This window comes from Brevundimonas sp. GW821-FHT12C05, assembly GCF_058807475.1.
This window is the reverse complement of the sequence record NZ_JBXAQS010000001.1, coordinates 1,753,276-1,776,364: the sequence shown is the minus strand read 5'-3', so window position 1 is coordinate 1,776,364 and position 23,089 is coordinate 1,753,276. Positions and strand designations below refer to the sequence as shown.

Annotated in this window: 30 protein-coding genes; 20 read left to right on the top strand and 10 right to left on the bottom strand. The window is 69.3% G+C overall.

Features of this window, described 5'->3' with window-relative positions:
* Positions 1 to 6 precede the first annotated feature (6 nt).
* The 8 genes from AC1RRF_RS08560 to AC1RRF_RS08525 all read left to right on the top strand — a co-directional run bounded on the left by AC1RRF_RS08560 (position 7) and on the right by AC1RRF_RS08525 (position 6,247).
* Positions 7 to 1,341, top strand: a complete 1,335-nt coding sequence (locus tag AC1RRF_RS08560; RefSeq protein WP_492833997.1) for a putative 2OG-Fe(II) oxygenase — start codon at positions 7 to 9, stop codon at positions 1,339 to 1,341.
* Positions 1,338 to 2,018 carry an HAD-IA family hydrolase gene (locus tag AC1RRF_RS08555; protein ID WP_492833996.1) on the top strand — a complete coding sequence of 227 codons (681 nt, stop codon included), beginning with the start codon at positions 1,338 to 1,340 and terminating at the stop codon, positions 2,016 to 2,018. Before AC1RRF_RS08560 ends, AC1RRF_RS08555 begins: the two co-directional genes overlap by 4 nt.
* 14 nt (positions 2,019 to 2,032) lie before the next feature.
* A complete protein-coding gene (locus AC1RRF_RS08550) occupies positions 2,033 to 2,794 on the top strand; it encodes an ATP12 family chaperone protein (protein WP_492833995.1) in 762 nt (253 codons plus the stop codon).
* 78 nt (positions 2,795 to 2,872) lie between these two features.
* Positions 2,873 to 3,346: a hypothetical protein gene (locus AC1RRF_RS08545; protein ID WP_492833994.1), complete on the top strand. Its 474-nt coding sequence runs from the start codon at positions 2,873 to 2,875 to the stop codon at positions 3,344 to 3,346.
* Complete coding sequence (locus AC1RRF_RS08540) at positions 3,343 to 3,804, top strand: hypothetical protein (RefSeq protein ID WP_492833993.1); 462 nt, start codon at positions 3,343 to 3,345, stop codon at positions 3,802 to 3,804. Before AC1RRF_RS08545 ends, AC1RRF_RS08540 begins: the two co-directional genes overlap by 4 nt.
* Positions 3,801 to 4,124, top strand: coding sequence for a winged helix-turn-helix domain-containing protein (locus tag AC1RRF_RS08535; RefSeq protein WP_492833992.1), 324 nt, complete (start codon positions 3,801 to 3,803; stop codon positions 4,122 to 4,124). The genes AC1RRF_RS08540 and AC1RRF_RS08535 overlap by 4 nt, the downstream gene beginning before the upstream one ends.
* A gap of 64 nt (positions 4,125 to 4,188) precedes the next feature.
* Positions 4,189 to 4,611 carry a hypothetical protein gene (locus AC1RRF_RS08530; RefSeq protein ID WP_492833991.1) on the top strand — a complete coding sequence of 141 codons (423 nt, stop codon included), beginning with the start codon at positions 4,189 to 4,191 and terminating at the stop codon, positions 4,609 to 4,611.
* Between the two features lie 103 nt (positions 4,612 to 4,714).
* The gene (locus AC1RRF_RS08525) at positions 4,715 to 6,247 is read left to right on the top strand and encodes an acyl-CoA carboxylase subunit beta (protein WP_492312767.1); all 1,533 of its coding nucleotides are present in this window, start codon (positions 4,715 to 4,717) and stop codon (positions 6,245 to 6,247) included.
* Between the two features lie 2 nt (positions 6,248 to 6,249).
* Here the strand turns inward: AC1RRF_RS08525 and AC1RRF_RS08520 are convergent, their stop codons facing one another.
* Entirely contained in the window at positions 6,250 to 6,609 is a 360-nt protein-coding gene (locus AC1RRF_RS08520) for a hypothetical protein (protein WP_492833990.1), read from the bottom strand.
* Positions 6,606 to 7,049 carry a hypothetical protein gene (locus AC1RRF_RS08515; protein WP_492833989.1) on the bottom strand — a complete coding sequence of 148 codons (444 nt, stop codon included), beginning with the start codon at positions 7,047 to 7,049 and terminating at the stop codon, positions 6,606 to 6,608. The genes AC1RRF_RS08520 and AC1RRF_RS08515 overlap by 4 nt, the downstream gene beginning before the upstream one ends.
* Before the next feature lie 78 nt (positions 7,050 to 7,127).
* Between AC1RRF_RS08515 and AC1RRF_RS08510 the strand changes: the two genes are divergently transcribed.
* Positions 7,128 to 7,451, top strand: coding sequence for a low molecular weight protein tyrosine phosphatase family protein (locus AC1RRF_RS08510; RefSeq protein WP_492833988.1), 324 nt, complete (start codon positions 7,128 to 7,130; stop codon positions 7,449 to 7,451).
* A gap of 159 nt (positions 7,452 to 7,610) precedes the next feature.
* Here the strand turns inward: AC1RRF_RS08510 and AC1RRF_RS08505 are convergent, their stop codons facing one another.
* The gene (locus AC1RRF_RS08505) at positions 7,611 to 8,684 is read right to left on the bottom strand and encodes a S41 family peptidase (RefSeq protein ID WP_492833987.1); all 1,074 of its coding nucleotides are present in this window, start codon (positions 8,682 to 8,684) and stop codon (positions 7,611 to 7,613) included.
* Between the two features lie 108 nt (positions 8,685 to 8,792).
* Here AC1RRF_RS08505 and AC1RRF_RS08500 point away from each other — a divergent pair, with 108 nt between their 5' ends.
* On the top strand, positions 8,793 to 9,449 hold the full coding sequence (locus AC1RRF_RS08500; protein ID WP_492833986.1) for a glutathione S-transferase family protein: 657 nt from the start codon (positions 8,793 to 8,795) through the stop codon (positions 9,447 to 9,449).
* Between the two features lie 133 nt (positions 9,450 to 9,582).
* Positions 9,583 to 9,867: a hypothetical protein gene (locus AC1RRF_RS08495; RefSeq protein WP_492833985.1), complete on the top strand. Its 285-nt coding sequence runs from the start codon at positions 9,583 to 9,585 to the stop codon at positions 9,865 to 9,867.
* Positions 9,868 to 9,936: 69 nt separating this feature from the next.
* Here AC1RRF_RS08495 and AC1RRF_RS08490 read toward each other — a convergent pair whose 3' ends face one another.
* Positions 9,937 to 10,710 (bottom strand): alpha/beta hydrolase, encoded by a 774-nt coding sequence (locus AC1RRF_RS08490; protein ID WP_492833984.1) that lies wholly within the window; start codon positions 10,708 to 10,710, stop codon positions 9,937 to 9,939.
* Positions 10,711 to 10,854: 144 nt separating this feature from the next.
* Here AC1RRF_RS08490 and AC1RRF_RS08485 point away from each other — a divergent pair, with 144 nt between their 5' ends.
* On the top strand, positions 10,855 to 11,304 hold the full coding sequence (locus AC1RRF_RS08485) for a MarR family winged helix-turn-helix transcriptional regulator (protein WP_492833983.1): 450 nt from the start codon (positions 10,855 to 10,857) through the stop codon (positions 11,302 to 11,304).
* 9 nt (positions 11,305 to 11,313) lie between these two features.
* Here the strand turns inward: AC1RRF_RS08485 and AC1RRF_RS08480 are convergent, their stop codons facing one another.
* Together AC1RRF_RS08480 and AC1RRF_RS08475 are read right to left on the bottom strand one after the other, a co-directional pair.
* Positions 11,314 to 11,979, bottom strand: coding sequence for a hypothetical protein (locus AC1RRF_RS08480; RefSeq protein ID WP_492833982.1), 666 nt, complete (start codon positions 11,977 to 11,979; stop codon positions 11,314 to 11,316).
* Between the two features lie 189 nt (positions 11,980 to 12,168).
* Positions 12,169 to 12,600 carry a MerR family transcriptional regulator gene (locus AC1RRF_RS08475; RefSeq protein WP_492833981.1) on the bottom strand — a complete coding sequence of 144 codons (432 nt, stop codon included), beginning with the start codon at positions 12,598 to 12,600 and terminating at the stop codon, positions 12,169 to 12,171.
* A 71-nt stretch (positions 12,601 to 12,671) separates the two neighbouring features.
* Here AC1RRF_RS08475 and AC1RRF_RS08470 point away from each other — a divergent pair, with 71 nt between their 5' ends.
* Positions 12,672 to 13,427 carry a MauE/DoxX family redox-associated membrane protein gene (locus AC1RRF_RS08470; protein WP_492833980.1) on the top strand — a complete coding sequence of 252 codons (756 nt, stop codon included), beginning with the start codon at positions 12,672 to 12,674 and terminating at the stop codon, positions 13,425 to 13,427.
* Positions 13,428 to 13,526: 99 nt separating this feature from the next.
* Positions 13,527 to 13,775 (top strand): hypothetical protein, encoded by a 249-nt coding sequence (locus AC1RRF_RS08465; RefSeq protein WP_492833979.1) that lies wholly within the window; start codon positions 13,527 to 13,529, stop codon positions 13,773 to 13,775.
* Positions 13,776 to 13,779: 4 nt separating this feature from the next.
* Here the strand turns inward: AC1RRF_RS08465 and AC1RRF_RS08460 are convergent, their stop codons facing one another.
* Positions 13,780 to 14,220 carry a MarR family winged helix-turn-helix transcriptional regulator gene (locus AC1RRF_RS08460; protein WP_492833978.1) on the bottom strand — a complete coding sequence of 147 codons (441 nt, stop codon included), beginning with the start codon at positions 14,218 to 14,220 and terminating at the stop codon, positions 13,780 to 13,782.
* 82 nt (positions 14,221 to 14,302) lie between these two features.
* On the opposite strand from AC1RRF_RS08460, the gene AC1RRF_RS08455 reads away from it, so the two are divergent.
* Both AC1RRF_RS08455 and AC1RRF_RS08450 read left to right on the top strand, forming a co-directional pair.
* The gene (locus AC1RRF_RS08455) at positions 14,303 to 14,977 is read left to right on the top strand and encodes a glutathione S-transferase family protein (RefSeq protein ID WP_492833977.1); all 675 of its coding nucleotides are present in this window, start codon (positions 14,303 to 14,305) and stop codon (positions 14,975 to 14,977) included.
* A gap of 1 nt (position 14,978) precedes the next feature.
* A complete protein-coding gene (locus tag AC1RRF_RS08450; RefSeq protein ID WP_492833976.1) occupies positions 14,979 to 15,509 on the top strand; it encodes a dihydrofolate reductase family protein in 531 nt (176 codons plus the stop codon).
* A gap of 109 nt (positions 15,510 to 15,618) precedes the next feature.
* Here AC1RRF_RS08450 and AC1RRF_RS08445 read toward each other — a convergent pair whose 3' ends face one another.
* Together AC1RRF_RS08445 and AC1RRF_RS08440 are read right to left on the bottom strand one after the other, a co-directional pair.
* Positions 15,619 to 16,374: a pseudouridine synthase gene (locus AC1RRF_RS08445; protein WP_492833975.1), complete on the bottom strand. Its 756-nt coding sequence runs from the start codon at positions 16,372 to 16,374 to the stop codon at positions 15,619 to 15,621.
* Between the two features lies 1 nt (position 16,375).
* Positions 16,376 to 17,101, bottom strand: a complete 726-nt coding sequence (locus AC1RRF_RS08440) for a DUF938 domain-containing protein (protein WP_492833974.1) — start codon at positions 17,099 to 17,101, stop codon at positions 16,376 to 16,378.
* A 118-nt stretch (positions 17,102 to 17,219) separates the two neighbouring features.
* On the opposite strand from AC1RRF_RS08440, the gene AC1RRF_RS08435 reads away from it, so the two are divergent.
* Positions 17,220 to 19,064 (top strand): phosphoenolpyruvate carboxykinase (GTP), encoded by a 1,845-nt coding sequence (locus AC1RRF_RS08435; RefSeq protein WP_492833973.1) that lies wholly within the window; start codon positions 17,220 to 17,222, stop codon positions 19,062 to 19,064.
* A gap of 55 nt (positions 19,065 to 19,119) precedes the next feature.
* Positions 19,120 to 20,154 (top strand): NAD(P)/FAD-dependent oxidoreductase, encoded by a 1,035-nt coding sequence (locus AC1RRF_RS08430; protein ID WP_492833972.1) that lies wholly within the window; start codon positions 19,120 to 19,122, stop codon positions 20,152 to 20,154.
* Here the strand turns inward: AC1RRF_RS08430 and AC1RRF_RS08425 are convergent.
* The gene (locus AC1RRF_RS08425) at positions 20,123 to 20,866 is read right to left on the bottom strand and encodes a TonB family protein (protein ID WP_492833971.1); all 744 of its coding nucleotides are present in this window, start codon (positions 20,864 to 20,866) and stop codon (positions 20,123 to 20,125) included. The two genes, AC1RRF_RS08430 and AC1RRF_RS08425, sit on opposite strands and share 32 nt — an antisense overlap.
* A 172-nt stretch (positions 20,867 to 21,038) precedes the next feature.
* Here AC1RRF_RS08425 and AC1RRF_RS08420 point away from each other — a divergent pair, with 172 nt between their 5' ends.
* Both AC1RRF_RS08420 and spbR read left to right on the top strand, forming a co-directional pair.
* Positions 21,039 to 21,845: a transglycosylase SLT domain-containing protein gene (locus AC1RRF_RS08420; protein ID WP_492833970.1), complete on the top strand. Its 807-nt coding sequence runs from the start codon at positions 21,039 to 21,041 to the stop codon at positions 21,843 to 21,845.
* 79 nt (positions 21,846 to 21,924) lie between these two features.
* Positions 21,925 to 23,067, top strand: a complete 1,143-nt coding sequence (gene spbR, locus AC1RRF_RS08415) for a SpbR family protein (protein WP_492833969.1) — start codon at positions 21,925 to 21,927, stop codon at positions 23,065 to 23,067.
* Positions 23,068 to 23,089 lie beyond the last annotated feature (22 nt).

Below are 23,089 nucleotides of genomic sequence, written 5' to 3'. Positions count from 1 at the left end.
GCTGAAATGACGCCGTCGCCGCGAGATCCCCAGGCCCTGGTCGAGCGCCTTGCGGCGGTGGCCGCGCGCCCGGCCAGCGCGGTCGCGGAGCACAATCTGGCGGCCCTGCTGGGCGACCTCGGCCGCTCCGCCGAGGCCGAGGCGGCCGCCCGCCGCGCCTTCGCCAAGGGCGGCGACGCGCCCGAGACCTGGCTGGTCCTGTCGCGGGCCCTGGTGGCGCAGAACAAGCATGACGATGCGGACGCCGCCTATCGCGAGGCGCTGGCGCGCCGGCCCGGCTATATCGACGCCGTCCGGGACTTGGCCCAACTGATCTGGATGCGCACCGCGGACGGCGAACGGGCCCTGGAGCCGGTGCGCGAGGCGCTGGCGCGAACGCCCGCCGACCGGGCCCTGCACCTGCTCCGCGCCAGTCTGATGGAGTATGCGGGCGACGACGCCCGGACCGTCTGGCGAACCCTGACTGAAGCGGCGGGACCGGATCATCCGGAGGTGGAGCTGGCCGCCGCCCATGCCGCCCTGTCCTTCGATCTGGATCAGGCCCTGACCCACGCCCTCAAGGCGACAGCCCTCGCCCCGGGCGACCTGCGGGCCTGGCTGCGGCTCACCGAGGTGCGGCTGGCCCGGCGCGAAGCGGACCAGGCCCTCGGCCTGATCGAGCCGCTGGCGGAACGCTTCCCCGCCGATCAGAGCGTCCTGTCTCTGCTCGGCCTCGCCCGCCGGCTGGCGGACCGCGCCTGGTATGACGCCGACCTGGTGCGCGGCCATCTCATCGACACCCCCGCCGGCTGGTCGGATCTCCCGTCGTTTCTCGCCGATCTGGCCGTGTCCTTGCGCCGGCTCCACGGCCTGCGGACCCATCCGGTCGGCCAGAGCCTGCGCCACGGCACCCAGACGGCGGTCGATCTGAAGGCCAGCGACGATCCCGTGATCCAGGCCTTCTTCAGCGCCGTTCACGGCCCGATCACCCGCCATGTCGCGGGTCTGGGCGCCGGCTCCGATCCCACGCGCAGGCGCAATACCGGCGCCTGGCGGATGGCGGGCTGCTGGTCGGTCCAGCTGGCGCCCGGCGGCTTCCACGCCCCCCATGTCCATCCCAATGGGTGGCTGTCCTCGGCCTGCTATATCGAGGTGCCCGCCGCCGTCGACGCGGGCGGCCACGAGGGCTGGCTCGGCTTCGGCGGCGCCCCCTTCGCCCCCGACGTCTTCCCGCCCGTCCGGTTCGAGAAGCCCGAGCCGGGCAAGCTGGTGCTTTTCCCCTCCTATCTGTGGCATGGCACCGTCCCGTTCACGGGCGAGCGGCCTCGCCTGACCCTTGCCTTCGACGTCGTACCCGCATGACCTTCTCCAGCCGCCCGCTCGCCGTCTTCGACATCGACGGCACCCTTGTCGACAGCCGCGCCTCCATCCACCGCGCCGCCTGCGAGGCCGCGCGCGACATGGGCCTGCCCGAGCCCGAGTATGACCGGGTGCGCCAGATCGTCGGCCTGTCCCTCGATCACGCCATGGCCGTGCTGGAGCCGGGCCTGGACGCCGAGGGGCTGGCGCGCTTCGTCGCCGGCTTCCGCGCCAGCTTCAACCGCATGTACGCCGACGGGCACGAAGAGCCGCTGTACGACGGGGCCATGGATCATCTGCGCCGCCTGCACCGCGACGGCTGGCGCCTGGCGCTGGCGACCGGCCAGAACCGCCGCGGCGTCGCCCGCAACCTGGCCCGCCAGGGCTGGGCCGAGATCTTCCTGTCGTCTCACTGCGCCGAGGACGGGCCGGGCAAGCCGGATCCCGCCATGCTCCACGCCGCCATGGCCGCCTGCGACGCCGACCCGGCCTCGACCGTCATGATCGGCGACACCGCCCACGACGCGACCATGGCCGTCAACGCCGGCGTGCTGCCGCTGGGCGTCGCCTGGGGCTTCCACACGGCCGAGGAACAGATCGCCGGCGGCGCGCGTCACGTGGCCAAGAGCTTCGGCGAACTGAACGTCGTGCTGGACGGCTTCGCCCGCAGCTACGCCTGATATCGAGACACACGATGAGCCACATTCCCCCCCTCGATCCCATGGTCGCCGCCCGCAAGGGCTTCCGCGAGTCCGAAGAGCGGCTGAAGCGCTTCTGGAAGACGGTCGATATCAGTGAAGGGGAGGGGGGCTGGACCGTCCTGCTCGACGGCCGCGCGCCCAAGACTCCGGCCCATGCCAAACTGACCCTGCCGACCGAGGCCGCCGCCCGCATGGTCGCCGACGAATGGGCCGCGCAGGGCGAGTTCATCGAGCCCGGGACCATGCCCGCCACCCGCCTGGCCTCCACCGCCATCGACCGCGTCAGCCAGGTGCGCGAGGCCGTGGCCGACGAGGTCGCCGCCTACGCCGGGTCGGACCTGCTCTGCTATCCGGCCGAGGCTCCCGGCTCGCTGGTTGAACAGCAGGCGCGCGAATGGGCGCCGTGGCGCGACTGGGCCCGGGAGCTGGGCGTCCCGCTCCAGGTCGCCGAAGGCCTCCTCCACACGGCCCAGGACCCCGCCGCCGTCGCCCGGGTGCGCGCGCTGGCGTTGGACCTGGACGATTTCGCCCTGACCGGCCTCGCCGCCCTCACGCCCCTGCTGGGCTCGGCGGTGCTGGGGCTGGCGGTGCAGCGTGGGGCGCTGTCGGGAGAGATGGCCTTCGACCTGTCGCGTATCGACGAGGCCTTCCAGGAGAGCCGCTGGGGCGTGGACGAGGACAACGCCGCCCGCACCGCCTTCCGCCGCGCCGAGGCCGTGCTGTTCGACCGGTGGTTCCGCAGTCTGGAGCGCTGACTTTCCAAAGCGGAAAGTTTTCACTTGCCAAGTTGGAAAGTCATGTCATTTTCCACTTTGGAAAGTGAGAAGCACGCCATGACCGACGACAAGCCTCCCCCCGCCCTGAGCCCCGCCGAGGCGCTCGCAGCCATCGAGAAATCCCGCCGGGCCGTGCACGACCGCGTCGCCGGCGGCGGCTGGCGCTACGACCTGACCTATTCGGTCATCGCCGCCGGCATGGTCGCCGGCCAGGTGTTCGACGTGCCCTACAATGTGCTGGCCAGCACCTTGGGCGTGCTGGGTCTGACGATCATCTTCCAGCGCGAGACCAAGCGCACCGGCCTGCGCGTGACCGGCCTGTCGCCGCGCTGGGCCCGCTGGGTGGCCATCGGCATCGGCCTGCTGTTCGCCGCCGCCATGATCGGCCTGCTGGTCATCCGGCGGCTGTCGCCGGAGACCTCTCCGCTGCTGATCGCCGGCGTGGCGGGCGTGGCCGTTTTCGTCGTCGCCCTGATCGGGTCGCGGATCTGGCGCCGTGTCTATCGCGCCGAGATGAGGCTGGACCGATGAGCCCGATCGACGCTGAGTTCCAAACGCCGGCCGAGGCGCTGGAGGTCGTTCAACAGGCGAAGAACGCCGTGGCGGAACGCCTAACGGTGCACTGGGGCTGGGACGCCGCCTTCGCCCTGGCCATCGGTGCCGTCTACGCGGTCCACGCCCTGCCGCCGCCCCTGGGGGCGTTGACCATGGTCCCGTTCGTGATGCTGGTCGCGTGGCTGGTCGTTGTGCGCCGCTCGCGTTCGGGCTTCTGGATCCAGGGGCCCGGCCCCCGTTCCGCCCGTCCGTACTCCATCGCCCTGAACCTGCTGCTCGGCGCCATGCTGCTGGTGGTCCTGGCGTCGTCCCTCCTGCTGGGACTGAGGTGGCCGGCGCTGGCGGCGGGCGCGATCGCAGCGGCGGGGACCTTCGTCCTGTCGCGGCTCTGGGGCCGGGCCTACCGGCGGGCTCTGACGGGAGAGGCGGGATGACGCCGCCGACCTTCGACCCGGTCATCCATGCGCCGGGCCGGCTGCAGATCTGCGCCATCCTGTCCAGCGTCGACGAGGCGGAGTTCTCCACCCTGCGCGACACGCTGGCGGTGTCCGATTCCGTCCTGTCCAAACACCTGAAGCAGCTGGAGGAGGCGGGCTATATCGCCGTGCGCAAGGCCGCCGCCGAGGGCCGCCAGCGCACCTGGGCCAGCCTGACCCCGGCCGGCCGCAAGGCCTTCGCCGCCCATGTGGCCGAGCTGACTCGACTGGCGGGGATGACCGCGCCGGCCCCGGGCGGGCAGGGTTTCGTCGGCTAGACGCCTTGCAACCGCGCGCGGAGGTTCTAGCGTCCGGGGGCAAAGGCGTTTCAGGGAGCTTCCGATGGCAACCGTCGTCCTCACCGCGAGCCTGTTCGCCGCCGTCCTCGCGGTCCCGCCCGCGAGCGCGGCCCCGGCCTTTCAGGAGAGCCTCCGACAGTTCGCGGATGCCCGGGAGGCCCAGCGGAGCATGCCCCCGGCGCCCGCCAGATGCGCCACGACCGGCGCCTGCGTCGCGACCCTGCTGCCCCTGAACGGGCCGGACGACCTCCGGTGGGTTGGCTTCTGGGCCGACCCGACCATGCGGATCGAGTGCGTCGACAGCGCGACGGCCGGCTTTCGCGTCGATTGCGACGCGTCCGACGCTGTGCGTGTCGTCGTGCCGCCGGCTCAGGAGACGTGCGCGGTGAATGCCGACCACAGCTGGAACTGCACCTTCGAGCCGCGCCCCGACAGGCCCTATCGGCCCGGCCCCGGCGCCGGTTAGCCGCCGTCGATCGTCGCCTTATCCCCGCCGGGACGGGCGTCACGCTTGCCGCCCGGCGGTTCGCCTTTTAAGCCCGTGCGGGAGACACGGAAAGCGACTCCCCATGCAAGACATCCTCGACAAGCTTGAAGCCCGCCGCGCGGCCGCCCGTCTCGGCGGCGGCGAGAAGCGGATCGAAGCCCAGCACGCCAAGGGCAAGCTGACCGCGCGCGAGCGGATCGAGGTCCTGCTGGACGAGGGCTCCTTCGAGGAGACCGACATGTTCGTGGAGCACCGCTCCCACGATTTCGGCATGGAGAAGCAGCGCGTCCCCGGCGACGGCGTCGTCACTGGCCGCGGCACCATCGGCGGCCGTCTGGTCTATGTCTTCTCCAAGGACTTCACCGTCTTCGGCGGCTCCCTGTCGGGCGCCCACGCGGCCAAGATCGTCAAGCTGCAGAAGATGGCCCTGACCACGGGCGCCCCGATCATCGGCCTGTTCGACGCCGGCGGCGCCCGCATCCAGGAAGGCGTGGAGAGCCTGGCCGGCTACGCCGACATCTTCCTGCAGAACACCCTCGCCTCGGGGGTCATCCCCCAGATCAGCGTCATCATGGGGCCGTGCGCCGGCGGCGACGTCTATTCGCCGGCCATCACCGACTTCATCTTCATGGTGAAGGACACGTCGTACATGTACGTGACCGGCCCCGACGTGGTGAAGACGGTCACTAACGAGGTGGTCACCCACGAGGACCTGGGCGGCGCCCGCGTCCACGCCGGCAAGTCGGGCGTCGCCGACGGCGCCTTCGAGAACGATCTCGAGGCCCTGTCCGAGGTCCGCCGCCTGATCGGCTTCCTGCCCCTGTCGAACCGCGAGAAGCCCCCGGTCCGCGAGAGCTATGACGATCCCGACCGCGACGAGGCCAGTCTGGACACCCTGGTCCCGGCCAACCCGAACCAGCCCTATGACATCAAGGAGCTGATCCTGAAGACGGTCGACGAGGCCGAGTTCTTCGAGATCGGCGCCGATTTCGCCCGCAACATCGTCTGCGGCTTCGGCCGCCTGGACGGCCAGTCGGTCGGCATCGTCGCCAACCAGCCGCAGGTGCTGGCGGGCGTGCTGGACATCGACTCCAGCCGCAAGGCCGCCCGCTTCGTCCGCTTCTGCGACGCCTTCGACATTCCCCTGGTCACCTTCGTCGACGTGCCCGGCTTCATGCCCGGCACGCGACAGGAGTACGGCGCCCTGATCAAGCACGGCGCCAAGCTGCTGTTCGCCTACGCCGAGGCCACCGTGCCCAAGCTGACCGTCATCACCCGCAAGGCCTATGGCGGCGCCTATGACGTGATGAGCAGCAAGCACCTGCGCGGCGACGTCAACTACGCCTGGCCCTCGGCCGAGATCGCGGTGATGGGCGCCAAGGGCGCGGTCGAGATCATCTTCCGCAAGGAGGCCGGCGACCCCGAGGCCCTGGCGGCGCGCGAGGCCGAGTACAAGGAACGCTTCGCCAACCCCTTCGTCGCGGCCGGCCTCGGCTACATCGACGACGTGATCATGCCCCACGGCACGCGCCGCCGCCTGATCAAGGCGCTACGGACGCTGAAGAACAAGGTTCAGGAGAACCCGTGGAAGAAGCACGATAATATTCCGCTTTAGAGCTACAATTCCGAAGCCAATTTGCCTTGCCATTCGGGCGAATAGAGGAGGGTTGCGCTGACTTCCTCGCTCCAAATGGCGCGGTCAATTCCCCAATAGAAGAAATGTGCGGTTTTCCCGGACTCCAAGATTTTCGAGTTCTGCTTTCCGGACTTTGTATAGAGGATAATCAGGTCGCCTTTTTCGACTGCAGTGTAAGGGAACCAGTAGGTGTGATTTACTCCTATCGTTATAGTTCCCCCGTTCACTCCTGTTTGAAGTAATGCGAAGTCTCCTGCGTCACATGCGGTTAAAGCGCGCAAGGTGATGCGTTCTTTGGCGTGGACGCCCCTCTCCAAAATTGATCGCAGTTCAAGGTTCATTTCAGCACCACCTTTGAGGCGATGCCGCCGGCTACGAGTATCAGTCCCAACACGGCGCTTGCAATTCCGGCCAACAGATTTTCCCAAACGGCTGGCGCTAAACCTATCAAAATCGATCCGACGGATACAAAGCCGCCGAAGAATATGTCGGCCTGTACGCGCGGTTTAAGCTTCTCAGTCATAACTTCGCACTTCTTGTCGACCTCGTGATATTTTTCGCGAAATCGTTTCAGTTCAGATATTTCATTTTCAAGGCGGTCTAGATCGTCCATCATTAGTTTTTGGACGGCGGGATTTCCGAGCTCTTCTTCAGTGAGCTCTCTACGCATGCGTGACAGGGCTCGTCGGCCTTTAGGTTTCTCGGCAAGGGTAATGGCCCCTTGGTCAGCGAGTTCCTGATCGGCGGGCTCAATTTCAATGTTCTTTGGTGCGCGAGCCATGGCCCCTCCCGGCGGGCAGCTATCACATTGCAGCGGCTTATCAGGGAACTGCTCTAGCTCCTATCCAAGTGCGGCTTGTTGACCAACCTCCTCTTCCTCTGCTCCCGCAACCGCCTCCGCTCGCCCACGGCCGAGCAGGTGTTCGCGTCCCGACCCGGCGTCGAGACCGCCTCCGCCGGCCTGGCGCCGGACGCGGAGGAGCACTGCTCCGCCGAGCTGGTGGAATGGGCCGACATCATCTTCGTCATGGAGCGCGCCCACCGCGCCCGGCTGCAGCGCCGCTTCAGGGCCCATCTGAAGCGGGCTCGGGTCATCTGCCTCGACATCCCGGACGACTACGCCTTCATGCAGCCGGAGCTGGTGGCCCTGCTGGAGAAGAAGGTGGGGCCGTACCTCAGATAGCTATCGTCATCCCGGGGGCGCGAAGCGAGCCCCGGGACCCAGCGGCGCGCGGGAGCGCGAAGCTGTCGCGGGCACGGCGCGTGGATGCATCGCCTTCGGCGCCGCTGGGTCCCGGCCTTCGCCGGGATGACGATAGCGGAGAGAGATCGCCTGCAGGCCTCAGCCGCCCGTCAGTGACTCCAGGCCTTCCTCGGCGATGGCGCGCCGGACGCCCTGGGCGTCGCGCAGGACGGCTTCCAGCGCCAGCCGGTGCGCGACGGTCAGGGCCTGGTCGGCCGGAGCCTCGACATCGGGCCGGACCCCCACGCCTTCCCAGTTGGCGCCGGTCACGGTGTTGGTGACGATCTGCATCGGGATGAAGGCGGCGAACCCCGCGACCAGGGGGCGGTAACCGCCGGGCGTGGCGCCGCCCCAGGTGGTCTGGCCCACCAGGGTGGCGCGGCCCATGGCCTGCAGGTCATAGGCGAACTCCTCGGCGCCGGACCCGGTCTTGCTGTCGATCAGCACATAGACGGGACGGCCGGTGAAGGCGGGCGTGCGGGGTTCCGCCTGATAGGTGCGGCCTTCGGCCGGCCCGGCGGGATCGAAGACGTGCACCGTGGGCGTGGGCCGGTCGACCAGGTGACCGATGACGTTGGCCACCCCGGCCGGCTCGCCGCCCGGCGCGCCGCGCACGTCGATGATCAGGGCGCCGGTGTCGGCCAGCATGCCCATCGCCGCCGCCAGCTTCTCGGCGATGGGCGGGGCGTCCATGAACCGGTTGATCCGCAGGTAGCCGACATTGCCCGCCAGCCAGCGCACCTCGGGGATCTCTGACCCACGCAGGCGGACTTCCTCGTTGAAGGCGGCGACCTCTTCCGGCGGCGGCGGGCCCTCGCTGAACCCGGCCAGGATCTCGGGCCCCATGTAGCGGATGCGGAAATGCCGGTCGTTCACCACGGGTTTGACGCGGCTGTCGATCAGCGCCAGCAGGTCGGCGGCGGTGCGGGCGCCGCGGAACTCTCCGCGACCTTCCATGGCTTCGATCTCCCGCGCGGCGGCGGCGCCCCGTTCGCGGAAGGCGAAGCGTTCGCGCAGCACCTGGGCCAGCGACAGCAAGACGGCGCTGGTCTCGTCGGCGCTCAGGGTCACGCCGGCCGGATCCGGCGGCGGTCCCGGCTGGGCGCGGGCCACGACGGGCGTGAAGGCCAGGGCGATGACGGCCGCGCAAAGGACCGGAAGGTGTCGGATCATGGAAGGCTCCCCCTTGATGGTTTCCCAAGGCGAAGAGGCCGCGAGCCTGACGTTTGGATGCACGCGGACCGTCTTCTCCCGCACGGGGAGAAGGGGCAATATCGCCCCATGATCATCCTGCACGCCTTCGGCAACATGTTCCCCGGCGGGGTCGGCGAGACCAAGGACATGCGCATCCAGTGGGCGCTGGAGGAGATGGGACTGCCCTATCAGGTCCGCGCCTGGGACTATCTGGCGGGCGAGACCAACGGGCCGGAGTTCTCGGCCCTCAGCCCGTTCAACCAGATTCCGGTGCTGGAGCACGACGGCCTGGTCCTGTCCGAATCCGCCGCCATCCTGATCCACTTGGCCGAGACCTCCAGCCGGCTGACGCCGCCGGACCTCGAGGGCCGCGCCCACGTCATGCAGTGGTGCTTCGCCGCCGTGGCCACCGTCTCGCCCGCCCTGTCGATGATCTCGATGTTCGACGCGGGCTTCATGGGCGCGGACGCCGCGGCCCGCGACTTCCTGGTCATGATCGGCCGCCGCTGGCTGGAGGGGGTGGAGCGCCGGCTGGAGGGCCGGGCGTGGATCATGGGCGAGGACTTCACCATCGCCGACATCCTGATGGCCACCGTGCTGCGCGAGATCCGCGAGGCCGAGCTGCTGGCCGACTACCCCAACGTCGGCGCCTTCTACGCCCGCGCCTTCGCCCGCCCGGCCTGGTTGCGGACGCGCGCGCTCTACGCCGAACGGCTGGGCGTGGATGTGGCCTCCATCACCTGAGGCGGTTTCCGGGTCGAACGCCGGCGGCAACCCAAAGTGCGTCGCCGTTAACGTCACGAAACTTTGAGTTGCGACCGGCTCCTGGCGGTCCTCCCCTGAATTCGCGCGTGAGGCGCATTCTAGGGAGGTCTGCATGTTGAGGAAGATCAGAAGCGTAGCCGTCGTTTCGGCCGTGGCGTTCGCCGCGTTCGGCGCCATGGGCATGAAGGCCCAGGAGTGGCCGCCCGAATGGACCGGCTATCACTACGTCTGGTACGAAGACGCGGCCAAGACCATCGTCGGCGGCGAGGTCTCGGACATCGGCTGCCGCGGCTTCGGCTCCAACATCTGGGTCCAGCGGGCCTATGTGCCGTCCGGCTATTACGACACCACGCCCATCTTCTACTGCGGCGGGTGGGGCCCCGGCCCGATCGAATAGCCGATCGCCGCTGAGACGACGTCGAGGCCGCCCGGAATCCGGGCGGCCTCTTCATTTCCAGGGGAAGGCTTAGTGGGCGACGGCGTGGGCGGCCTGTTCGATCACGTTCGCCACCGCGCGGGGCTGCGAGACATAGACCGAGTGGCTGCCCGTGCTTTCCGACACCGTGGCGCCGGCGCGGGCGGCCATCATGCGCTGGGCCGGGGGCGGGATCATGTGGTCCTCGGTGGCGACCAGGTACCAGCTGGGCTTGACGCGCCAGGCGGGGGCGCTGACCGCGCCGGCCAGGGCTTCGACGCCCCACGGCACCTGCGAGTCCGCCATGAAGGCCGCTTCGGCCGCCGGCAGGTCCGCCGCGAAGGAGGCCGCGAACTTGGAGCGGTCCAGCAGCAGGAAGCCGTCTTGCGGCGGCAGGATCGGCGGCACGGGGGCGCCGGCCGGCGGGTTGGCGATCAGGGTCGAGACCGATTCACCGGCGTCCGGAGCGAAGGCGGCGATATAGACCACGCCCTCGACCTTGGGGTCGGTGCCGGCTTCCGAGATCACGACGCCGCCGTACGAGTGGCCGACCAGGATGACCGGACCGTCCATCGAGGCGATCACGCGGCGGGTGGCGGCCACGTCGTCGGCCAGGGAGGTCGTCGGGTTCTGCACGATGGCGACATTGTAGCCGTCGGCGGTCAGCAGCTCGTAGACGCCCTTCCAGCCCGAGCCGTCGACGAAGCCGCCGTGCACCAGCACGACGTTCTTCATGGAACCGGCCTGTTGGGCCAGGGCGCCGTCAGCGGCGAAAACAGCTCCGGCGAGAGCGGCGGAGGCCATCAGTTTGCGAGCGGTGGTCATGATCGTTTCCTTTTCATGTTTCTGCGATAAACATTATCGCGATAACTGTTGGGTACGCTCACTCCAGATCGTTGTCCAGATATTTTTTATCGCGATATGTATTTTTTCGCGAAAGCCCCATATTCAGGCCTCAAGGAGATTATCATGTCCAAGCCCGCCGTGCCCCTGCAGGGGCAGCTCTGCTTCTCGATCTATGCCGCCGGCATCGCCATCAACCGCGCCTACAAGCCGCTGCTGGACGATCTGGGCCTGACCTATCCCCAGTATCTGGTGCTCAGCACCCTGTGGGAGGGCGGCGCCCATACCGTCGGCGGGATCGCCGAACGGCTCGACCTCGAGCCCAGCACCATCACCCCCCTGGTCAAGCGCATGGAGCAGGCCGGGCTGGTCGACCGTCGCCGCAATCCGGATGACGAGCGTCAGGTGGTGGTCGATCTGACGGAGAAGGGCAGGGACCTGGAATCCCGCGCCGGCTGCCTGCTGGACGAACTGCTGAACCGTTCGGGCCTGACGGTCCCCGATCTCATGGACCTGAACGCCCGGGTCCGGGGGCTGGCCGACGCCGTGGCCCGGCCGAGGGGCGGCGAGGGCTGACGCCCGCGTCTACGACGCCAGCAGGTTGACGGCGGCCATCAGCCCCATCGCCATGCCGAAGGTCCCGATCGACCAGAACCAGGCGCGTCCGCGCCCCACGCCGGCGACCTGCATCAGCCACAGGTGCTGGACGCTCAGGTACCAGACGGTTGCGGCCACGGCGATCGCCACGCCCGCCAGCGTCGTCCACTCCCGCGGGTCGCGCACCCCCAGGGTGGCCAGGCTGATCAGGATGGCGGTGGCGCCGGCCAGGTAGCATTGCGCGAAGAAGGGCGCCCGCAGGGTGTTGCGGTCGATCTTGTGGCCCGACAGCTTCAGGAAGGTCCAGGCGAACAGCAGGGGGCTGAGGCTGAAGACCAGGGCGCGGTAGGCCAGCAGGTTCTGGTCGCTGCCCACCACCAGCCGGCCCAGGGCGGTATGGCCGCCCTCCACCCGGAAGCCGAAGGCCATCTCAAGCCCGTGCGCCAGCAGGATGCTCAGCACCAGGAACAGCGGCGGGCTCAGGGTCTCCAGATATTGCTGGTCCGGCTTGTCGCGCTGTTCGCTGTCCGAATAGCGCATGGTCTTCAGCGGGTGGCGCAGGGTCATGAACAGGGTGCGCGGATAGAACAGCAGCCACGACATGACTTCGTAGAGCAGTTCCTCGACGGACCTCAGGATGGTCAGGACGTTCATGGGGCCGCTCCCGGTCATGACCGTCAGCTTACCCCCGAACGGCGCTGCGTCCATTTCTGACGCTCCGGCGTGTCAGGGTGCGGTTTCCGGTCTTTGACAGCCCAACGCCGCGCGCCCGATCCGGACGCATCGGACGCTTCGGACGGTGTTTTCGATCCGCACCGTTCGCACTGTTCGCACCCTGTTTTTTCAGCGCGCCGCGCCGTCTCCCTCGAACGCCGTGATGATCGGGCAGGGGCCGGTCCGGCCGTCCCCGCAGGCCTCGGCCAGCCGGGTCAGCGCCGCCCGCGCCGTCTCCAGCTCCGCGATCCGCGCGTCCAGCTCGGTCAGCCGCGACTGCGCCAGCTCCCGGGCCCGGGCCCGGTCGTCGCTCGCGTCCAGCGTCAGCAGTTCGCCGATCTGCTCCAGGGTGAAGCCCGCCGCCTGGGCCGAGCGGATGAAGCGCAGCCGCCGGACCGCCGGCGGTCCATAGCGCCTCGTCCCGCCGCCCGATCCGCCGTTATGCGGCCGCTCCGGCGTCTCCAGCAGGCCGCGCCGCTGATAATAGCGCACCGTCTCGACCCCCACGCCGCCGGCCTGCGCCAGCCGGGCGATGGTCATGTCGCGGGACGTTCCCGACATCGCTTGACTCCGTACCATGGTCCGGAACCTACATAGGGCGGGTCCGCTTTGAGGCAAGGAGATTTTCGCCGATGTCAGCCCCCCGATCCGCCGGCCCGAAGACCGCCGTCGTCTATCGCATGGTCATGCCCGACCACGTCTGTCCCTACGGCCGAAAAGCGCTGTGGCTGCTCAAGAGCAAGGGTTTCACGGTCGAGGACCACCACCTGACCACCCGCGCCCAGACCGACGCCTTCAAGGCCGAGCACGGGGTCAAGACCACGCCCCAGACCTTCATCGGCGGCGTCCGCATCGGCGGCTACGACGACCTGCGCCGTCACTTCGGCCAGCGCGTGCCCGAGGCCGGCGCGACCAGCTATGTGCCGGTGCTGGCCGTCTTCGCCGTGGCCCTGTTGATCGCCCTGCCCATCGCCTGGCTGAAGGACGGGCCGGTGCTGGCCAGCCTGCTCCCGGCCTTCATCTCCGTGGCCATGTGTCTGTTGGCGATGCTGAAGCTGCAGGACATCGAGAAATTCTCGACCATGTTCCTGAACTACGACCTGCTGGCCCAGCGCTGGGTTCCCTACGGCTATGTCTATCCGTTCGCGGAACTGGGCGCGGGCGTGCTCATGCTGGCCGGGGTCCTGACCTGGGTCTCGGCCCCCGTGGCCCTTGTCATCGGCGGGATCGGCGCGGCCTCCGTGTTCAAGGCGGTCTACATCGACAAGCGGGAGTTGAAGTGCGCCTGCGTCGGTGGATCTTCCAACGTCCCGCTGGGCTTCGTCTCCCTGACCGAGAACCTGATGATGATCGCCATGGCCGTCTGGATGTTGGCCTTTATGCACTAGGGCGTGAAAAGAAGACGGAAGGCGAGAATCAGCGCATCTCTAATGCACGTATAGCGAGTAATCGCGGTTTCTGGACCCCGCAAGGAGGGGGGCAGGGCCATGTGGATGCGAGGACTGGAAGGGGCGGTGCGCGTGCGTTGCCCGCATTGTTTCGAGGCCGACTGGCGCACCCGGATCGAGCTGGACGGTTGTCGCCCCTTCATCTGCTACATGTGCTTCTGGCGCAGCGACAAGCCGCTGCCCGCCCGGGGCCTGATCGAGGGCTGCACCACCCGGCTGACGCACATGACCGGCGCCGTCCGCGGCTTGTTCAGGCGTCGCGATAGCCAGGATGGCGCCCCGATCTGAGGCCTCAGATCAATCGGCGCAGCCCGACCCTCAGGGCGTCGCCGCCGTCTCCCAACTCGGCCTCGATCGCCCCGTGCTCGGCGATCCAGACGGGTGTCGCCCGGGCCAGCAGGTCGCGCCCGGCCTCGGTCAGGGCGATGCGCCGCCCGCGCCGGTCGTCGGGGTCGACGGTGGTGGCCACCAGGCCGGTCCGCTCCAGCGGCTTCAGATTGGCCGTCACCGTCGACCGGTCCATGGCCAGGGTCTCGGCCACCTGGCCGACGGTCGGCGCGGAGGGGCGGTTCAGGCTGTTCAGCAGGGAGAACTGGCCGCTGGTGATCCCATAGGGGCGGAAGGCCTCGTCGAACCGGCGCGACAGCGCCCGCGCCGCCCGCTGCGCATGCAGGCACAGGCAGTGGTCGCGGATGTGCAGGGTTGTTGAGAAGGGATACACGGCGTTTGACATGGCTTCTGATATGTTGATATCAACCTATTCGTCAATGACGACGGTGCGGACAGCGCCGCGAACGCGTGGAAGGAACGCCCTCATGATCCAGGTCACCGCCTTCAAATGGGTGCCGCCCTTCGCCCAGGGCTCCGTTCGCGACATCCGGGTCCGCTGGGCGCTGGAGGAGGCCGGTCTGGGCTATGACGACCGGCTGATCGGCTTCGAGGACCAGGCCACGCCCGAGTACCGGGCCATGCAGCCCTTCGGTCAGGTGCCGGCCTATCGCGACGACACCGTCGAGATGTTCGAGAGCGGCGCCATCGTGCTGTGGATCGCCCAGAACTCGGATCAGCTGATGCCCGCCGACGACGCGGGCCGGGCCATGGTCATGACCTGGCTGTTCGCCGCCATGAACAGCGTCGAGCCCTTCGTGGCCGAGCTGGCGGGCATCGACCTGTTCAACGCCGACAAGGACTGGGCCAAGGCCCGTCGGCCCGAGGTCGAGGTCTTCGTGCGCAGGCGGCTGGGCGACCTGCAGACCGCTCTTGGCGACCGCCGCTGGTTCGCCAACGACCGCTTCAGCGCCGCCGACATCCTGATGACCCATGTGCTGCGCGACCTGCGTCACACCGACATCCTCGCCGACTTCCCGGCCCTGGCCGACTACGTCGCCCGCGCCGAGGCCCGTCCGGCGTTCAAGCGCGCGCTGGCGGACCAACTGAAGCCGTTCAGGGCGGCGGAAGCCAGAAATCCGGCGCTGGTCGGAGGCGTCTGACGTGGCGCGCCTCGTCTTCGGGATGAACCAGTCGCTGGACGGCTATGTCGATCACGACGCCTTCGGGCCCGACGATACGCTGTTCCGCCACTTCATTGACCAGGTGCGCGGCCAGGCCGGCAGCCTCTACGGTCGTCGCCTGTATGAGGTCATGCGCTATTGGGACCAGGACGATCCCGCCTGGTCGCCGGAGAACCGCGAGTTCGCCGAAGCCTGGCGCGCCCACCCCAAGTGGGTCGTTTCGCGCTCGCTGACCTCGGTCGGCCCCAACGCCACCCTGATCTCGGACGACGTCGAGGCGGGGGTCCGCAAGCTCAAGGCCGAGGTTGATGGCGAGATCGAGGTCGGCGGACCGGAGCTGGCGCGCAGCCTGGGCGACCTGGGTCTGATCGACGCCTACCGGATCTACCTGCACCCGGCCGTCACCGGGGGCGGCAAGCCCTATTTCGCCGGGCCCCGGCCGCCGCTCCGTCTCGTGTCCCACGAGCGGATCGGCGGAGAGGCGATCCTGCTGACCTACGTTCCGACCTAGACCATTTTTGCTTCAGGTCGTTTCGACCTGAATCCAAAAAATGGTCCAGCATCAAACTGGAGCGAAATCTGAGCCGAGTTGGACTGCGTCCAACTCGGCCGATTTCGCTCTAGCTTCCGACCAGCGCCGTCCGCTCTTCGGCGGTCAGCATGCGCCACTTGCCCTCGGGCAGGTTGTCCAGCTTCAGCGGGCCGATGCGGACGCGGATCAGGTCGATGACTTCCAGCTCGACCATCTCGCACATCCGCCGGATCTGGCGGTTGCGGCCTTCGCGCAGGATGAATTTCAGCCGGTGCGATTCCATCCGGCTGACGTAGGCCGGGCGCAGCTGGCGGCCGTCCAGCATCAGGCCGTGCCGCAGGATCTTCAGCTTCTTCTCGGTGATGTCGCCGGCCACCCGGACCAGGTACTCCTTGTCCAGATCGGACTCCGGTCCGATCACCGCCTTGGCCACCACCCCATCGGACGACAGCAGCAGCAGGCCGCGCGAATCCTCGTCCAGCCGCCCGATGGGGGGCAGGGAGATGTCGCCCGGAACCTCGCCCGGACCGACCAGGTTGCCCGCGCTCAGCAGGCGGATGGCCGGCAGCTTGTCCGGCTCCGGCTGGCCCGAGACGTAGCCGACGGGCTTGTGGATGACGACGGTGATGCCCTCGGCCAGCTGCGCCGTGGCCGTGTCGCTGAGGGTCAGGGTCTGGCCCGTCTCCAGTTTGCGGCCCGCGTCCCTCACCACCTCGCCGTCGATGGACACCAGTCCATCGGCGATCAGGGCGTCGGCCTCACGCCGCGAACAGACGCCCGACTGGCCCAGCCACTTGTTGATCCGGACCGGTTCGGCGCCGTCATAGGTCTTGGTCCAGGCCATGTCAGAGCGCCCGGAACAGAAGCATGATGTTGTTGGCCGGCATGGCGATCCTTTGGGTGAGGGAGAGCCCCCCGGCCTTCGCCTCGGCGATGACCGCCTCGCTGTCGCGCAGGCCCCAGTCGGAATTGCGGCGCTTCAGGTCGGCGTCGAAGGCGGCGTTGGACGGGGCCAGCTCCACCCCGTCCTCGCGATAGGGGCCGTACAGGGCCAGCAGGCCGCCGGGGCGGCGCAAGGCGCGGCCCGTCAGCCGCATCAGGCCCTCGGTCGCCGCCCAGGGGCTGATGTGGATCATGTTGATGCAGATGACGGCGTCGGTCTGTTCCGTCGGCCAACCCGCCTCGTCCAGCATGTCCAGCGCCAGCGGGGGCTTCAGGTTGGGCAGCTTCGCCTCACCGGCCCAGGCGGCCATGCTGGCGCGGGCCTCGGGCGACGGATCGCTGGGCGTCCAGGTCAGGCCGGGCAGGGCGCCGGCGAAGGCGACGGAGTGCTGGCCGCTGCCGCCGGCGATCTCCAGCACCCGGCCGCGCGCGGGCAGATGGGCCTTCAGCACCTCCAGAATCGGCCCGGCGTTGCGGACCGAGGCCGGGGAGGCGAGGGCCCCTTCGGGCGTCGGGCTGAGGGCGTCCATCGTCTGCATGGCGCCGGATACCCCGGTCAGGGCCGGATCGCGACCGGAAATATGCAGATCGCCGGAGGCCGCCGCCTCGCGAGAGGTTGAAACGTGCATCGGTTGACGTGCTTCGGCCTTCGATGTCATTCCCCCCGCTGAAACACTGCGTGAACGCACGCAAGGGAAGGCCACGGCGGCATCAGATCGCCGGGCCAGGACGGTTCAGGAGACCCGCGTGACCCAATCGATCCCCGGCCTTTACCCGGCCCCGCCCCGCCATGCCGGCCTCGTCGCCTGGGTGGAGCAGATCGCGGCGCTGACCAAGCCCGCCCGCGTCCACTGGTGCGACGGCTCCGAGGCCGAGAAGGCCGAGATCGTCGCCGACCTGATCGGCAAGGGCACGCTGAAGGCGCTGGACCCGGTCAAGCGCCCGGGCAGCTACTACGCCGCCTCGGACCCCAAGGACGTGGCCCGGGTCGAGAGCCGCACCTTCATCTGTTCGGCCGATGAGATCGACGCCGGCCCGACCAACAACTGGGCCGATCCGGTCGAGATGCGCGCCCGCATGGACGGCCTGTTCGACGGCTGCATGGCCGGCCGCACGATGTATGTCGTGCCCTTCTCCATGGGCCCTCTGGGCTCGCCGATCAGCGCTCTGGGCGTCGAGATCACCGACAGCGGCTACGTCGCCGTCTCGATGGGTATCATGACCCGCATGGGTCAGCCCGCGCTGGACGTGCTGGGCGAAGACGGCGTCTTCGTGCCCGCCGTGCACACCCTCGGCGCTCCGCTGGCGGACGGCCAGGCCGACGTGCCATGGCCCTGCAACGAGGACAAGTGGATCGTCCACTATCCCGAGACCCGCGAAATCTGGTCCTACGGCTCGGGCTACGGCGGCAACGCCCTGCTGGGCAAGAAATGCTACGCCCTGCGCATCGCCTCGGTCATGGCCCGCGACGAGGGATGGCTGGCCGAGCACATGCTCATCCTCAAGCTGACCGATCCGAAGGGGCGCGCCAAATACGTCGCCGCCGCCTTCCCCTCGGCCTGCGGCAAGACCAACCTGGCCATGCTCCAGCCGACTCTGGACGGCTGGAAGGCCGAGACCATCGGCGACGACATCGCCTGGATGCGCTTCGGCGACGACGGCCGCCTGTACGCAGTGAACCCGGAAGCCGGCTTCTTCGGCGTCGCCCCGGGCACCAGCCGCAACACCAACCAGAACGCCCTGGCGACCCTGGCCTCCAACACTGTCTTCACCAACACCGGCCTGACCGACGACGGCGACGTGTGGTGGGAGGGCCTGTCCAAGGACGCCCCCGCCGGCATGACCAACTGGAAGGGCGCGGCCCACGACCCGGCCTCGGGCGAGCCCGCCGCCCACCCGAACGCCCGCTTCGCCGCCCCGGCCCACCAGTGCCCGACCATCGCGCCCGAGTGGGAAGACCCCAAGGGCGTGCCGATCGACGCCATCCTGTTCGGCGGCCGCCGCGCCTCGGCCGTGCCGCTGGTGACGGAAGCCTTCGACTGGGAGCACGGCGTCTTCATGGGCTCGTCGGTCGCCTCGGAGGGCACCGCCGCCGCCGAGAATGCCATCGGCGAGCTGCGCCGCGACCCGTTCGCGATGCTGCCCTTCTGCGGCTACAACATGGGCGACTACTTCGCGCACTGGCTGTCGATGGGCGGCCGGACCGACGCCGCCAAGCTGCCGCGCCTCTACTTCGTCAACTGGTTCCGCAAGAACGAGGACGGCAAGTTCGTCTGGCCGGGCTTCGGCGACAACGCCCGCGTCCTGAAGTGGATCGCCGAACGCCTGGACGGCGAAGCCACCGCCGTGGACACCCCGGTCGGCCGCGTGCCGTCGGCCGAGGCGCTGGACCTGTCGGGCCTCAGCCTGACCGACGCCGACCTGGCCACCCTGCTGGACGTCGACGCCGAGGTCTGGGCCGAGGAAGCGGCGCTGATCCCGGCCTTCTACGAGAAGTTCGGCGACCGCTTGCCCAAGGCCCTGTGGGACCAGCACGCGGCCCTGACCGCCCGCATCGACGCCCACCGCGCCGCCGCCATCGCGGCGGAGTAGCGCTCAGGCGTCAGCGCTCTTGCAAAAGAACCACGAGGGGTCGATCTGACCCCTCGTGTCTTCCCCTGATGTCATCGTCATCGGCGCCGGCGTGCTCGGCCTGTGCAGCGCGGCCGAACTGGCCGCGCGCGGCCATGCGGTGACCGTGCTCGACCCCGGCGGCCCCAACGCCTCCTCGGCGGCGGCGGGGATGATCGCCCCGGCGATGGAAAGCCTGATCGACGGCCTGTCGCCGGCCCACGCGGCTCTGCTGAACCGCGGGCGTGACCTGTGGCCCGCCTTCGCCGGACGGAACGGCCTGACCCTGGTCATGGACGGCGCGGAGTGGCGCGGACCGGATCCGGACGCCGCCGTCGCCCGGCTGCACACCCTCTGCTTCGTGGCGGAGCGGGAGGGCGAGGGCCTGTTCACCCCCGACGACTGGCGGATCGACGCGCAGGCGGCGTTGGCGCAACTGTCCGAAGTCCCCGGCGTCACACGCGCCGAGGCGTCCGTGGCGAACTTGTCCCGCGAGGGCGAGATCTGGACGGCGGTCGCCGACGACGGACGCCGCTGGTCCGCGCCGCAGGTGGTGCTCGCCACCGGCGCGGCGCGGGCGCTGGACGGCCTGCCGGACGCCGTGGTGGGGCTCATCAACACCATCGAGCCGATCCGAGGGCAGCTGACGCCCGTGCGCTGCGCCGCGCCCGGACGGGTGCTGCGGGGGCCGGGCGGCTATGCGGCCCCGTCGCCGGAAGGGGCGCTGTGCGGGGCGACCATGGAGGCGGGCGAACGCGCCGTGGCGCCTGACATGGTCATGGCCGCGCGTCAGGCTGAGATGGGGCTGTCCCTGATCGGCGCCGAGGGACAGGCCGGTGAACCCCGCGTCGGCATCCGCGGCGCCTCGCCCGACGGCCTGCCGATGGCCGGGCCTTCCGGCGCGGACGGTCTCTCTCTGGCCCTGGCGCCGCGCCGCAACGGCTGGCTGCTGGGACCGCTGGTCGCCCATGTGGTCGCAGACGCGCTTGAGGGCCGGACGTCTCTTGCGGACGCCTCGGCCCTCTCGCCCCTCCGGTTCGTCAGTCAGCCGGCGGCACGAAGCGCAGGTTGATGGCGACCCGGGATCCTTCCGGCGCTCCGTCGACGGTGCGCGGACTCACGCGGAAATAACGCGACAGCTGCTGAGCGGAGCGGCCGAAGCCCTGACCCGCCGGAGTCTCGCCCGTGACCGCGCAGCCCGACACCGTGCCGTTGGCCTCGACCATGCAGTTCAGCGAGACAGAGCCGGCGATGCGCCGGTCGATGGCGCGGTTCGGATAGGCCTGCATCATCTGGTCGGCGGTCGGCTGGCGGATCCAGCTGGGGTTGTTGATCACGCGCGCGACGGGCGGTTCGGCGACCGGTTCGCGCGCGGGCTGCGCTTCGGGCACGGGTTCCGTGACCGTGTGTCCGAGGGTGACCGTGGTGCTGGTGGTGGGCGTCGCATCCGGATTGATCGGCACGCTCAGGACTTCCGTGTCCCTCGTCGGCGCGGGGGTCTCATGGATCGGCATGTTCGGCGCCGCCGACTTGTGCTCGACCACCTCCGGCTTGATCACCGGCCGGGGCTCCAGCTTGAGGAAGATCCCCTCGGTCGGAGCTTCGCCGGTATCCATCAGCTTCATCTCGAAGCGTTGATAGTAGAGCGCGACGCCGACCCCGATGTGGGCCGCCGCCACCAGGCCGATCGCGACCCAGGCGGAGCGCGACAGTTTGGGGCCTTTCCGTTCGTGGAAGTCGATGGGGCTCACCAGTCCTGGTCCGCCCGCTGTTCTGATCATCATGGCCGTACTTCCCTGTCTTTATCGCCGTCCCCACAGCGTCCCTGACGGAAATGGAGCGCTGCCGTTGGGGCGGGTTTGCGGCGAGGGTCTGGCCGGATTGGACACATCAAAGAACGTGGCTTTACGGTCACGTTAGGGTTTCGTTAACCAGAGTTCACCAGCATTAACGATTATGACCATCAGGGCGATTCCATCGTCGGGCGGGGTAGAGGCGGCCATTCGGCGTGCGTCCAGCGCGACGGGTGTGGACGCCGACTTCCTCGTGCGCACCGCCCGGCGCGAAAGCGCGATGAACCCGTTGGCGCGGGCGCCGACCTCCTCGGCGTCCGGGCTGTTCCAGTTCATCGAGCAGACCTGGCTGGGCACGGTGAAGGCCCACGGCGCCAAGCATGGCTACGGCCAGTACGCCGACCTGATCTATCGCGGCTCGGACGGGCGCTGGCGGGTCGAGGGCTCGGCGCGCAACGTGGTGCTGGACCTCCGCTTCGACGCCCAGGCGGCCTCGACGATGGCCGGGGAGCTGACGGCCTCGAACGCCGCCTATCTGCGGGGCCGCACGGGGCGCGAGCCGGGGGCGGGCGACCTGTACGCGGCCCACTTCCTCGGCCCGGCCGGCGCGGCGCAGTTGATGGAGGCCATGGACCGGCGTCCGGGCTCCAGCGCCGCGGCCATCTTCCCCGAGGCGGCCGCCGCCAACCGCTCGATCTTCTACCGTGACGGCCGTCCGGCGACGGTGGCCGAGGTGCACGCCAACCTGCAACGCACGGCGGGGCAGGGCGCCCCGGCGGCGGGAGTGGGAGCCGGCGACGGCCCTGGCGCTCCGCCGTCCCTGTCCGAGCGGGATCAGATGCTGGCCGCGCGGCTGGATCGGCTGAAACAGGACCAGAGCCTGCTGGCTCTGCTGCTGGGCCAGGACGGCGACGGCAAGGCGGGCGGCTTCGGCGGCGCCTTCGGACCGGACGAGAAGGCCGACGCCTGACCGCGAATCCGGCCATGGTGAACTGCCCGTTAACGATGCCGGGCCGATGCTGCCCGCCTGATCAGACCTCGAGCGTCCCATGACCGCCTACCGCGCCAGCCTGACCGAGATCGACATCCGTCGGCTGATCCAGTCGAGTGACGAGGATGAGCGCGCCGCCGCGGCTCACAAGCTGTGCCGCAACATGGAAAAGGCCGACCTGGACGAGGACGACCGCGCGGCCGCCCACAAGATTTTGCGCCTGTTGGCTAATGACGCCGCCGAGCTGGTGCGCCGGGCCATGGCGGTGACGCTGAAGGCCTCCGACCTGATCCCGCGCGACGTGGCCCGCCGGCTGGCCGCCGATGTCGACAGCGTGGCTCTGCCGCTGATCAACTTCTCCCCGGTGTTTTCGGACGAGGACCTGATCGAGATCGTGCAGGCCGGCTCGGTCGTGCGCCAGACCGCCGTGGCCGGACGGCCGAAAGTCAGCCGCGACGTCGCCGCCGCCGTGGCCGAAGTGGGCGCCGAACCCGCCGTGCGGGCGCTGGCCGCGAACGACAACGCCGACATCGCCGAAGCCGCCCTGGGCCGCTGCGTCGACCGCTTCGGCGCCTCTCCCGAAATCATCGCGGCCCTGGCTTATCGCCAGGTTCTGCCGCTGTCGGTGACCGAGCGCCTGGTCGAACTGGCCTCCGAGGCCGTGCGCGAGCATCTGGTCACCCGCCATTCGGTCGCGCCCGAGACCGCCATCCGTCTGGCCTCCTTCGCCCGCGAGCGCGCCACGGTCGATCTGGTCGATCAGGCCTCCGGTCACGCGGACCTGTCCCAGTTCGTCGCCACCCTGCATGCGCGGCGAGCCCTGACCGGCTCCCTGCTGCTGCGGGCGCTGGCGCGGGGGCAGATGGCCCTGTTCGAGCACGGGCTGGCCGAGCTGGCCGGCGCGCCGCACCAGCGGGCCTGGCTGATGATCCACGACGCCGGGCCGCTGGGTCTGAAGGCCATCTATGACCGGGCCGGCCTGCCGCCGCGCCTGTTCCAGGCCTTCCGCGCCGGCGTCGACACCTGGCGGTCGCTGCAGGCCGAGGGCGTGGACACCACCGACGACGCCTTCCGCCAGCAGATGCTGGAGCGGTTCCTGACCCAGCGTCCGAACGCCCCGCGCGAGGACCTGGCCTATCTGATGGAACGGCTGGATCAGGATCCCGCGCCGACCCGCGCGGGCGTGAGCGTCGCGGCCTGAAGCAAAACGCCCGCCGGTGAGG